Below are 10,871 nucleotides of genomic sequence, written 5' to 3' on the forward strand. Positions count from 1 at the left end.
GCTTCGTAGCCAAGGTCGCGGTAAGGCGGATACCGGCCCCAATCCTTGTCGCCGCCATTGCGCAGGTCGAACAGGATCGCCGCCGGCACGATCGGCACCCGAAAGCCGCCGACCTCGACGCCGATGCCTCTTTCGCGCAATGACGCCTGCACCCCCGACGCTGCGTCAAGGCCAAAAGCCGAGCCGCCCGAAAGCACCACGGCATGGATGGCATGGATCGAATTGTGCGGCTCGAGCAGGTCGGTTTCGCGGGTGCCCGGCGCACCGCCCAGGATTTGCACGCCGGCCACGGCCGGTTCGTCGCAGATGACGGTGGTCACACCGGATTTCAGCTTGGCATGAGCCGCATTGCCGACACGCAGGCCGGCCACGTCGGTGATGAGATTGCGCGGACCCGTATGGAACATTATTGGCTCTCCGCCGGCACGAAACGGCCGCCGTCGAAACGGTAGGCGCGATAAGGATTTTGCGTCAGGTCACCTTTTTCGTCAAAGCGGATCGGTCCGATCACCGTGGGGAAGTCATGCGCGGTCAGCACGTTGGCCAGCCTCTCGCCGGAGCTTTGCGTCAATGCTGAAGCCGCCTTGGCGATCTCGACCGCGGCATAGGCGGGCAGCGTGTAACCTTCCGGCACGATGTTTTGTCCGGCAAAGCTTTGCAGCACCTTGGGATCGGCGACATCGGCCCATTCGGGTGGCGCAATCATCAGCGTGCCGGCGGCATAAGGCGCGTCGCCCAGCGGCGCACGCAACGCTTCGCCGCCGGCAAACACCATTCCGGTGTTGAGCTGGCCGGCGTCGCGGCCCATTATGGCGACATCATCGCCGTCGCCGCCGGCAAAGACATGCGTTGCGCCGGCTTTCTTCAGCCGGCCGATCAGGCCGATCTGGTTGTCGAGCTGCGGCCGGAACGTGTCGACGAACACCGGCTTCAGAGCCGCCTGCTCGGCGGCTGCCCGAAACGTCTCGGCCATTTCGCGGCCATAGATGGTGCCATCGTCGACGACGGCGAACAGCTCGTTCTGCCATAGGCGGGTGAGGATGGCGGCGACGGCATTGCGCTCGTCGTCGCCGCGCGGCCCGAGACGATAGATTGGCCATCCCGTCTTGGCGCGCCGGTCGGTCAGGCTTTCCGTGCGCACGCCGACGGTGATCACCGGTATGCCGGCATCCTTGAGGATCGGCAGAGCCGCCTCGATTGCGTCGGTGCACAAAAACCCGACGACGACGTTGACCTTGGCCGCGGTGAATTCCCGCGCGGCGGCGGCGCCACCGTCGGCCGTGCAGGCGTCATCGATCATCCTGATCTCGGTATCGCTCGCTTCAGCCGCCATTGTCGCGCCTGCCTCGATCTGTTTGCCGAGGATCGCCGACGGGCCCGACAAAGGTGCCGCGACGCCGACCAAGAGCGTCTCGGCACTCGCACTACCGGCGACCGAGAGCCAGGCCAGCACCGCTATTGTGGTTGTCCAGGGTCGCATGCGAGCGAAGAATTCCTCCGCGCCGATCGCGTGTTTTGCCGGCGCCAATGCCGTCAAGACCTAAAGGCTGGCCAGCTTTGGCGCAACACGGGAATTCAGGATATAGCTCAAGCACTTCGCTTGTGGCATGCAATATCCCGCCATATATAACGGTTGGTTCTGACTAGTGGAAATCATCGGTGCTGAAGAAGAATGACATCGGGCCGCAGGCCTACCGCGACGCGATGGCCCATTTTGCCGGCCATGTGCATGTAGTCACCACCGATGGCCCCGCCGGCAGGCGCGGCGCGACGGTGATCGCGGCCTGCTCGGTGTCGGACACGCCGCCGACCATTCTGGTCTGCCTCAATCGTGAAAATCCCAAGAACGAGCCGTTCGTGGAAAACGGCAAATTTGCCCTGAACACGCTGGCTTCGGATCAGGAGCCGCTGTCGATCGGCTTTTCCGGCATTACCGGCCTGCCGGTCGAGGAGCGTTTCGCGCTGGCCGAATGGGATGTGATCTCGACCGGTTCACCGACGTTGAAGGGCGCCCTCGCCGTCTTCGACTGCGAGTTGGTCGACACCAAGGATCTGGCCACGCACCGTGTGCTTTTTGGCAACGTGACAGGTTTGCGCATCGGCGATAATTTGCGGCCGCTGATCTATCACAACCGCGGCTATCACGCTCTGTAGAGGCTTTAGATAGCCGCGCCCACGGAGCCAGAATGACCGAGTTGAAACAGCGTCCGGCGCCGCGGACGATCGACGAGACGCCTGTCGGAGGAAATGGAACGGCTGCATGGATCCTGCCGGCGGCTGATCTGGCTGAACCCGCTGCTGCGCTTCGACGGCTTCGAGGCGCGCGCCTGCGGCGTCAAGGCGATGCTGCCGCGTGTCGACGAATTCCGTTCGGTGCACAATCTCGATGCGCTCGCCGATCTCTGTGCGTCGCTGGATAAAAATTCGGTGCGTTCGGTCGACCCGCGCAGGTGGATCGAGGCTGGCGCGAGGCGCGTCGCATAACCACATGTCTGCCAGGGAGAAAATCATGGAACACAGTATCTATCTCGATGAAGCCCGCGACCCGCTGATCATCGCGGAGGGCTGGATGAAGGACGGCAAGGACGTCGCCATCGCCACCGTGGTCGAAACCTGGGGTTCGGCACCGCGTCCCGTCGGCAGCCACCTGGTCATCGACGCCGAAGGTAATTTCCACGGCTCCGTCTCGGGCGGCTGCGTCGAAGGCGCCGTGGTCACCGAGGCGGTCGATGTTATCGATAGCGGCAAGGCGAAGATGCTGGAATTCGGCGTCGCCGACGAAACCGCCTGGCAGGTCGGCCTGTCTTGCGGCGGCCGCATCAAGGTCTATGTCGAAAGATTGGGTTGATTTCGGATGGATCCCTACGCGCTGAAGACACTCAACGCCGAACGCCGCGCCCGCCGCGCGGCGATCTTGGTCACCGACCTCGGCGACGGCCGCGACCGTGTCGTGCGCGAGGGCGACCAGGTAGCCGGCGAACTCGGGGCGGCCATCGCCAAGGCATTTCGCACGGGCAATTCCGGTTCGGTCGAAGCTGAGGGGCGGACGTTCTTCCTCAACGCACATCTGCCGCAGCCGCGCCTGGTGGTGATCGGCGCCGTCCACATCAGCCAGGCGCTGGCACCGATGGCCAGGATCGCCGGCTATCCTGTCGAGATCATCGATCCGCGCACGGCCTTTGCCACGTCCGACCGCTTTCCCGACATCGCGCCGCATGCCGAATGGCCGGAGGATGTGCTGAAGCGCCAGCCGCTCGATAGCTATACGGCGCTGGCTGCTCTCACCCACGATCCGAAGATCGACGATTTCGCGCTGAAGGCGGCACTCGACGCCGGTTGCTTCTATGTCGGGGCGCTCGGCAGCCGCAAGACCCACGCCAAACGTGTGGAACGCCTGCTGGCTTCAGGGGCGACCGCCGACCAGATCGCTCGCATTCATGCCCCAATCGGCCTCGACATCGGCGCCGCCAGCCCGGCCGAGATCGCCGTCGCGGTGCTGGCGCAAGCAATCCACGCCTTTCGCTCCCGCGGTCTCGAATCCAAAGGCGCGGTCGCGTGAAATTTGGTCCCGTTGCGATCGATGCGGCCGAAGGGGCAGTGCTGGCGCACGCCACCACAGCCGGAGAGCGCCGCTTTCGCAAAGCGCACAGGCTAAGCGCCGGGGATGTGTCCCTGTTGAAGGCCGCTGGCATTTCCGAGGTCGTCGCGGCGGTGTTGGCGCCCGATGATCTCGGCGAGGATGCGGCCGCCGAAAAGATCGCCGCATGTATGATCCACCGCAACATCGAGGCGAAGCCCGCCGCGACCGGCAGGGTCAACCTCCACGCGCAGGCTGCCGGCATGTTCACCGTCGATGCGGCGATGATCGACGCTATCAACGCTGTCGATCCGACGATCACCATCGCCACGCTCGCGCAGCATGCGCCGGTCGAAAAAGGTCAGATGATAGCAACGGTGAAGATCATTCCGTTTGCGGTCGCCTCCGCTTTGGTGGATGCGGTGGCAAGGATCTGCGCCGGCGGCGAGATCTTTGCGGTCAACGCCTATCAGCCGGTGCGCGTCGGCGTCATCCAGACGGTGCTGCCCGGCATCAAACCCAGCGTGCTCGACAAGACGCTGCGCGTCACCGAAGCACGCCTGGCGCGTTCGGGCGGCAGGCTGACGGCGGAGCGTCGAACGCCGCATGAAATTATCCCCGTCGCCGAGGCTGCGGCCTCGCTGATCCGCGACAACGATATGGTGGTGATCTTCGGCGCTTCGGCGATGGCCGATTTTGGCGACGTCGTTCCCGCTGCGATCGAAAGGGCGGGCGGCACTGTCATCCGCGCCGGTATGCCGGTCGATCCCGGCAATCTGCTGGTGCTCGGCACACTAGGCGGCAAGCGCATCATCGGTGCGCCGGGCTGCGCCCGCAGCCCCAAGGAGAACGGCTTCGATTGGGTGCTCGACCGGCTGATCGCCGGCCTCGATGTGACCGCCAGGGATATTGCCGGCATGGGCGTCGGCGGGCTGTTGATGGAAATTCCGACGCGGCCGCAACCGCGCGAGCCGTTGCCGGCCAAAGCCGAACCAAAGGTCGAGATCGTGCTTCTGGCCGCCGGCCGCTCCAGCCGCATGGGCGGGCCGAACAAGCTCTTGGCGCTGTTCGATGGCAAGCCGCTGGTCCGTCGCACTGCCGAGCGCGCGATCGGTTCGAAAGCCGCGGCCACCATCGTCGTCACCGGCCACCAGCGCGAGCGCGTGCGCGATGCACTGTCGGGCATGGATGTGATCTTCGCGGACAATCCGGATTTCGCCGAGGGCCTGTCTTCGTCGCTGAAGGCAGGCATCGCCAAGATTTCCGGCGACGCCACCGGCGCCTTGATCGTCCTCGGCGATATGCCCGGCGTCGCCTCGGCCGACCTCGACAGGCTGATCGAGGCGTTCTTCAAGTCCGAATGGCGATCGGTGGTGCGCGCCTCGCACGATGGCCGGCGCGGCAACCCGGTGGTGCTGCCGCGCTCGCTGTTCACCGCGATCGCTCACCTCGAAGGCGATACCGGTGCCCGCCATCTGGTCGAGGCCGAAGGGCTCGACGTCATCGATGTCGAGATCGGCGAAGGGGCAGCCGTCGATGTCGACACGCGCGAGGCGCTGGAAAGCGCCGGCGGCGTGCTGCAGGATTGACAAACCGAAGCCGAAAAACGCATGGCTGCGGGATGGCCTTTCGTTCCTGCTTCCGGTTCCGCTTGCCTCCCTCTGGCCTCCCGGCCCTGCTGATGGCGATTCTTTTGCCGCTCTCTTGCGCCGCCTACGCCAACGCTCTCGAACTCAAACCCTTCAAGGATGATCTCTTCGCCTATCCGGCGACGCTCTCATCCGAAAACAACGGCGCGTATTCGGTTATCGATTATCGTGAGATGCGCGACATCAACGCTCGTGACGAAGTGCCGGAGCGTCGTGTGCACGCGCAATACACCGAAACCGGCGTGCGCAAGGTGCAGCAGGATCTCTTGCTGAAGACCGACGCCGGCGACGTCCGCCACATTGCCGTCGGCAAGACAGATGGTGCGGGTATCATCGTGCTTTACCTGCACGGGCAGGGCGGCAGCCGCAAACAGGGCGCCGACGACTTCACCTTCGGCGGCAATTTCAACCGCATCAAGAACCTGATGGCCGGCAATGGCGGCCTCTATCTGTCGCCGGATTTTTCCGATTTCGGCGACACTGGTGCGACCCAGATCGCCGCATTGATCGGCCACTATGCCGAACAATCGCCGCGCGCAAAAATCTTCGTCGCCTGCGGCTCGATGGGCGGCTCGTTATGCTGGAAGCTGGCCGCCCGCAAGGACACCGGCGGGCGCATCGACGGGCTGCTGCTGCTCGGCTCGCTGTGGGATGAGAGTTTCTTCTCCAGCCCGGCCTTCAAGCGCCGTGTTCCGGTCTTCTTCGGCCAAGGCAGCAAGGATCCGGTATTTCCGGTCGAGAAACAGGAAGGCTTCTTCCGCTCCATCCTGGCCAAATCGAAGAGCTATCCCACACGCTTCGTCCGCTTCGAGACCGGCACGCACGGCACGCCGATCCGCATGACCGACTGGCGCGGCACGCTCAACTGGATGTTGTTGAAAGCCCCTTAAGGCGCGGTATTGTAGTCGACGACCGTCTGCGGATTTTCCTCGCCGTCATAAGACGCGTCGACGTCGTACTGGACCAGGGAAAAATCGCCGTTGCGAAACAGATAGGTCCCCGATGAAGAGGCATCGCCGATGCCACGCCATTTGTTGAAGGTGGTGATCGTCTTGGTCTCTTCGTCGTAATCGGAATTAGTTGCCCAGCCGGAGGTCTGGAAGCCAACTATGGTCATGCCCAGCAATTTGCCGTCGCTGTCATTGTTCTCATAGCGGATGTCCATTTCAGGTTCGGCGAACTGCAATTGTCTCACGCCAAGCACGTCGTCGCTCATGTAATAGATCGAGTTTTCGTTGTAGGCCGCGGCCGAGCAGGCGAAATGGAAAAGCCGGGTTTCGCTTTCGGGATCACTGGCAGCCGCATCCTTGTCCTTATAGTGGATCGAGAAAATGTCCGGCTCCTGCGCCGAAAGATCCTTGTCGCACTGGTCGCCATAAGTCGCGGCAAACGCCTTGTTGGCCTGCTCAAGCGCTGCGTCCTTCTTAGGCGGCGGCGGTCCTTCGCCGCAGCTTGCCGGCACGGCATCCTCGAAATCGGCTTTTGACGGTTTCAGCGCACCCTTGTCGATGAAGATCGCGCGAAATGGCGGTTCCTGGATCGAGGCGTTGATCTGGCGCAGCGTATAGCAGCCGGCAAAGACATTCTCGTTGCCGTCCTTGGCCGTCGCCCGGATGGCGACCGGAACGCTGTAGTAGATGCTGCCGGCAGCCCCGTCTTCGGATACGCCACCGGTTTTGACTTCGACCGTGTCCGTGCCGTCATAGCCTTTGACGAAGGAATTGAAATCCTTGGCCGGCTTGGTGTCGCCGAAATAGTCCCAGGCGCGCGCGAATTCGTGCCGGCTGATGGCACTATAAAGCGACCGGATGACCGCTTCGGCATTCGACCTGTCGTCGATATAAGGCGCGTCTGCGGCGAGCGCCGATTGGCCGGCAACGGCAAGAGAGATAAAAGTGGCCGTTGCGAAAAGGGCGCGTCTCATCGGAAACCTCCACTCGATGAAAAATCCTATCATATCGATTGCGGCGGCGTGGTGACGCTTGAACAATCGCCTGCGAAAGCGCTACCTCTCGCCGTCGGCAGTCGGGCCGCGTGGAGATTTCTTGTGACCATATCAATGTATGAAGCATCCGTGCCGGTATTTTCGGCGAGGCTGAAGGCACTAGCCAATGTGCTGGACATTGCCGAGCAAAATGCGGCTGATCGCAAGATCGATCCGCAGGTGTATCTGACGGCGAGGCTGGCGCCGGACATGTTTGCGCTGACAAGGCAGGTACAGATCGCCACCGATCACGCCAAGGGCGCGCCGTCGCGGCTTGCCAGGCGTGAGGTGCCAAAATACGAGGACAATGAGGCGAGCTTCGCTGATCTGCAGGCGCGCCTTGCCAAGACGCTCGATCTACTCGCCACGTTCTCGGCGGCCGAATTCGATGGTTCAGATGACAGGATGGTCGAACTGAGGCTTGCGGGACGCGAGGTTTCGATGCCGGGAATGCAGTATCTGCTGCATGCCGCCATGCCCAATTTCTATTTCCACCTGACCACCGCCTACGACATCCTGCGCCACAACGGCGTGCCATTGGGCAAGTCGATCTTCCTCGGATTGCGTTGAGATCCGCTCGTGAGATATCCCGCTGCGGCGGGATATCTCACGGTGCGCTGTTTAGCGCAGAGACATTTCCCGGGCGATGCGCGGGAAATCGGCCGGCTTGACGCCGATATCGGCGCGATCGGCATTGCTCATCGAATGGAGCAGCGCCAGTGCCGCACGATAGCGCAGCTGTTCCCGCGGACGCGGACGGGCGAACATTTCAGTGAAGAATCCCATGATTCAAGCCCCTTATTGAACCTCCACGGCCGTCAATATAGGCAGATCATGACAATTGTGCAGTGCAGCATTCGCATGGCAGCCATGCTGCCCTGATCTTTTTTGACATAATTCGGCTGTTCCGGCGAAACTTCTGCGGTGCTTCGACCGTAGGCCTCAGTGCCGGCCCTTGGCCGGTTTTTCCTCGCCATTCCTGGCGAACTTCCGGACTGCATTCACATGCAGTCCGGCTTTTTATTGGCCGCTGGGATGAACCCCGTCCGCCGGCGTCCTGGGAAAGTCGCCTGACCTGCCGTCGGTGGGCTTGGAAGCGGGCGGCGCTTTCCTGTATGCTATTGCTTCCTCCTCGCGCAGCCGCGCAAAATTCCCGCCGGAGAAACTCCATGCACAAACGCCGTCTCGGCCAGACCGATCTTTTCGTGTCGAAGATCTGCCTCGGATCGATGACCTGGGGCCAGCAGAACACCGAGGCGGACGGTCACGCCCAGATGGATCTGGCGGTTGCTCGCGGCGTCAATTTCATCGACACCGCCGAACTCTATCCGATCCCGCCCAAGGCGGAGACGCAGGGCCGCACCGAGACAATCATCGGCAACTGGATGAAGGCGAAGCGCAACCGCAGCCAGGTGATCCTCGCTTCCAAAGTGGTCGGCCGCACCGCCAACACCTGGTTTCGCGGCGACCGCCCGTCGAAGCTGGTGCGCGCCGACGTCTTCGACGCTGTTGATAAGTCACTTGCCAGGCTCAACACCGATTACATCGACCTCTATCAGATCCATTGGCCGGAACGCGACGTGCCGTGGGGCGCCAATCCGAACCGCATCGGCGCCGTACCGCGACGCTCCGATGCCGCCGGCGTGCCGGAGGGCGAGACGCCGATCGCTGAGACGCTTGCCGTATTCGGTGAACTGGTGAAGGCCGGCAAGATCCGCCATTTCGGCCTGTCGAACGAGAATTCCTGGGGCGTCATGCGTTTTATTGCCGAAGCCGACAAGGGCCTCGGCCCGCGCGTCGCCTCGCTGCAGAACGCCTATAATTTCGTCAATCGCACCTTCGAGGTGAACCTTGCCGAAGTCTGCGAGCGCGAGCAGGTGTCGCTGCTTGCCTATTCGCCGCTGGCGCAAGGCTATTTGACCGGCAAATACGATCATGGCGCGCGGCCGCAGGGCTCGCGCTCGCAATTGTTCAACCGGGGCCAGCGCTACGAGACGCCGAATGCTGCCGAGGTGCAGCTCGAATACAACCGGTTGGCGCGCACCTTCGGCATGGAGCCGGCGCTGTTTGCCAATGCCTATGTCTCGAACCGGCCCCTAGTCACCTCGAACATCATCGGCGCCACCACGATTTCGCAACTCGAAATGGCGCTCTCTTCCGCCGACGTGGTCTGGACCGGCGAGATGCAGAAAGCCGTCGACGCGATCCACCAGCGCGTCGGCAATCCGTGCCCTTGATGCGTCGGGACGTGGTTGTCCGATAGTCATAATGGGAGGGAACAGCCATGGACTTCCGGATCGACGCGGTGCGCGCGAAATTTCCGGCCTTGTCGTTGACCGACAAGGGCCGCAGGCGCATTTATCTCGACAATCCTGCCGGCACGCAGGTGCCGCAGGCGGTGGCGGACGCAGTATCGCGTTGCTTGCTGACCACCAATGCCAATCTCGGCGGCTTCTTCGAGACCACCATTGCGGCACAGGACATTGTCGACGAGGCCCATCTGGCGATGGCGGATTTCCTTGGCGCGGCAAGTCCGCAGGAAGTCATTATCGGCGCCAACATGACGACGTTGACCTACCACATGTCGCGAACGCTTGGCCGTACGATGAAACCCGGGGACGAGATCATCCTCACCCGCATGGACCATGAGGGCAACGTCTCACCCTGGCTGCAACTGGCTGAAGACCTTAGCCTTGTCGTGCACTGGCTGCCTTTCGACCCGCAGAGCTGGCAGCTCGAGGAGGCAGCACTCACCAGGATGCTTTCCGAGAGGACGCGGCTCGTCGCGCTCAACTATGCCAGCAATCTCACTGGGTCGATCAACCGGGTGAAGGCGTTGACCGGCATCGCCAGGCAGGCTGGTGCGCTGGTCTACGTCGATGCGGTGCAGTTTGCGCCGCATGGCCTGATCGACGTCCAAAACCTCGGCTGCGATTTTCTGATCTGCTCGGCCTACAAGTTCTTCGGCCCGCATATGGGAATTTTGTGGGGCAGGCTGGACGTCGTCGATGCGCTGCAGCCGTACAAATGCCGCTGCTCGTCCAATGCCTTGCCGGAGCGCTTCGAGCTCGGCACGCCGCAAATTGAATTGATGGCCGGCCTGTCGGCGGCTGTCGATTATTTTGCCGAGTTGGGCGCAGCAGCCGGCGAGCAAGCGTCGCGCCGACGGAAAATCGCCAAAGCCTTCGAAGTTTCAATCGCTTACGAGAACCCGCTGGCGCAACGGCTGATCGACGGTCTGTCGGATATTGCCGGCCTGACCATCCACGGCATCACTGATCCGAAGCGGATCAATGAGCGTGTGCCGACGGTATCGTTCACTGTCGAAGGCATCGTGCCGGAGACGATCGTGCGGCAGATGAATGCGGAAAACATCTTCCTGTGGTCCGGCCACAACTACGCCTGGGAGATCGTGCACCAGCTCGGCATTCCGGCCGAGCAGGGCGTGGTGCGCATCGGCATCGCTCATTACAACACTTCAGCCGAAATCGACGAGACGCTGGAGAGCGTGCACCGCGTTGTCGCCATGCTGAGGCAGGAACGATCCTGAGCGGGCCTCGCGGGCGGATCATCGCTTGTGGGCGCCGCCAAAACCGGTGAGGAAAGCGGTGAGATTGTCGCCGAGCTCGTCGCTGAGATAGCCGCCTTCCTGGACGATGAC

At 62.6% G+C, this 10,871-nt stretch carries 12 protein-coding genes and 1 pseudogene; 9 read left to right on the forward strand and 4 right to left on the reverse strand.

Annotation, left to right across the window (positions count from 1 at the left end; translation table 11 throughout):
• Positions 1-407 (reverse strand): P1 family peptidase (locus E5W70_RS11140; protein WP_292657654.1); only part of this gene is annotated, 407 nt, incomplete at its 3' end.
• Positions 407-1,480: a branched-chain amino acid ABC transporter substrate-binding protein gene (locus tag E5W70_RS11145; protein WP_292657657.1), complete on the reverse strand. Its 1,074-nt coding sequence runs from the start codon at positions 1,478-1,480 to the stop codon at positions 407-409. The genes E5W70_RS11140 and E5W70_RS11145, both read right to left, overlap by 1 nt.
• 179 nt (positions 1,481-1,659) lie before the next feature.
• Here E5W70_RS11145 and E5W70_RS11150 point away from each other — a divergent pair, with 179 nt between their 5' ends.
• The 6 genes and pseudogenes from E5W70_RS11150 (at position 1,660) to E5W70_RS11175 (ending at position 6,116) form a co-directional block, all read left to right on the forward strand.
• Positions 1,660-2,154, forward strand: coding sequence for a flavin reductase (locus tag E5W70_RS11150; protein WP_292657660.1), 495 nt, complete (start codon positions 1,660-1,662; stop codon positions 2,152-2,154).
• Positions 2,155-2,229: 75 nt separating this feature from the next.
• Positions 2,230-2,484 (forward strand): annotated as a pseudogene (locus E5W70_RS11155) (VWA domain-containing protein); the annotation flags it as partial.
• 25 nt (positions 2,485-2,509) lie between these two features.
• On the forward strand, positions 2,510-2,848 hold the full coding sequence (locus E5W70_RS11160; RefSeq protein ID WP_292657663.1) for an XdhC family protein: 339 nt from the start codon (positions 2,510-2,512) through the stop codon (positions 2,846-2,848).
• Positions 2,849-2,854: 6 nt separating this feature from the next.
• Entirely contained in the window at positions 2,855-3,559 is a 705-nt protein-coding gene (locus tag E5W70_RS11165; protein ID WP_292657666.1) for an XdhC family protein, read from the forward strand.
• The gene (locus tag E5W70_RS11170) at positions 3,556-5,166 is read left to right on the forward strand and encodes a molybdopterin-binding/glycosyltransferase family 2 protein (protein WP_292657669.1); all 1,611 of its coding nucleotides are present in this window, start codon (positions 3,556-3,558) and stop codon (positions 5,164-5,166) included. The genes E5W70_RS11165 and E5W70_RS11170 overlap by 4 nt, the downstream gene beginning before the upstream one ends.
• A 92-nt stretch (positions 5,167-5,258) precedes the next feature.
• On the forward strand, positions 5,259-6,116 hold the full coding sequence (locus tag E5W70_RS11175; protein ID WP_292657674.1) for an alpha/beta hydrolase: 858 nt from the start codon (positions 5,259-5,261) through the stop codon (positions 6,114-6,116).
• Here the strand turns inward: E5W70_RS11175 and E5W70_RS11180 are convergent.
• Entirely contained in the window at positions 6,113-7,150 is a 1,038-nt protein-coding gene (locus E5W70_RS11180) for a DUF1176 domain-containing protein (protein ID WP_292657677.1), read from the reverse strand. The two genes, E5W70_RS11175 and E5W70_RS11180, sit on opposite strands and share 4 nt — an antisense overlap.
• 123 nt (positions 7,151-7,273) lie before the next feature.
• Here E5W70_RS11180 and E5W70_RS11185 point away from each other — a divergent pair, with 123 nt between their 5' ends.
• A complete protein-coding gene (locus E5W70_RS11185) occupies positions 7,274-7,780 on the forward strand; it encodes a DUF1993 family protein (protein ID WP_292657680.1) in 507 nt (168 codons plus the stop codon).
• Positions 7,781-7,831: 51 nt separating this feature from the next.
• Here E5W70_RS11185 and E5W70_RS11190 read toward each other — a convergent pair whose 3' ends face one another.
• Complete coding sequence (locus E5W70_RS11190) at positions 7,832-7,996, reverse strand: hypothetical protein (RefSeq protein ID WP_023674744.1); 165 nt, start codon at positions 7,994-7,996, stop codon at positions 7,832-7,834.
• 383 nt (positions 7,997-8,379) lie between these two features.
• On the opposite strand from E5W70_RS11190, the gene E5W70_RS11195 reads away from it, so the two are divergent.
• Both E5W70_RS11195 and E5W70_RS11200 read left to right on the forward strand, forming a co-directional pair.
• A complete protein-coding gene (locus tag E5W70_RS11195) occupies positions 8,380-9,447 on the forward strand; it encodes an aldo/keto reductase (protein ID WP_292657683.1) in 1,068 nt (355 codons plus the stop codon).
• A 47-nt stretch (positions 9,448-9,494) separates the two neighbouring features.
• On the forward strand, positions 9,495-10,760 hold the full coding sequence (locus tag E5W70_RS11200; protein WP_292657686.1) for a cysteine desulfurase-like protein: 1,266 nt from the start codon (positions 9,495-9,497) through the stop codon (positions 10,758-10,760).
• The last annotated feature ends 111 nt before the right edge of the window (positions 10,761-10,871 follow it).

It is taken from the genome of Mesorhizobium sp. (assembly GCF_005063415.1).
In the GTDB taxonomy this organism is placed as follows: domain Bacteria; phylum Pseudomonadota; class Alphaproteobacteria; order Rhizobiales; family Rhizobiaceae; genus Mesorhizobium.

What these genes read in the sequence shown, in the direction of transcription:
- E5W70_RS11200 (WP_292657686.1), top strand. Translation starts at nt 9,495, where the DNA reads ATGGACTTCCGGATCGACGCGGTGCGCGCGAAATTTCCGGCCTTGTCG.
- E5W70_RS11195 (WP_292657683.1), top strand. Translation starts at nt 8,380, where the DNA reads ATGCACAAACGCCGTCTCGGCCAGACCGATCTTTTCGTGTCGAAGATC.
- E5W70_RS11145 (WP_292657657.1), bottom strand. Translation starts at nt 1,480, where the DNA reads ATGCGACCCTGGACAACCACAATAGCGGTGCTGGCCTGGCTCTCGGTC.
- E5W70_RS11160 (WP_292657663.1), top strand. Translation starts at nt 2,510, where the DNA reads ATGGAACACAGTATCTATCTCGATGAAGCCCGCGACCCGCTGATCATC.
- E5W70_RS11190 (WP_023674744.1), bottom strand. Translation starts at nt 7,996, where the DNA reads ATGGGATTCTTCACTGAAATGTTCGCCCGTCCGCGTCCGCGGGAACAG.
- E5W70_RS11180 (WP_292657677.1), bottom strand. Translation starts at nt 7,150, where the DNA reads ATGAGACGCGCCCTTTTCGCAACGGCCACTTTTATCTCTCTTGCCGTT.
- E5W70_RS11165 (WP_292657666.1), top strand. Translation starts at nt 2,855, where the DNA reads ATGGATCCCTACGCGCTGAAGACACTCAACGCCGAACGCCGCGCCCGC.
- E5W70_RS11175 (WP_292657674.1), top strand. Translation starts at nt 5,259, where the DNA reads ATGGCGATTCTTTTGCCGCTCTCTTGCGCCGCCTACGCCAACGCTCTC.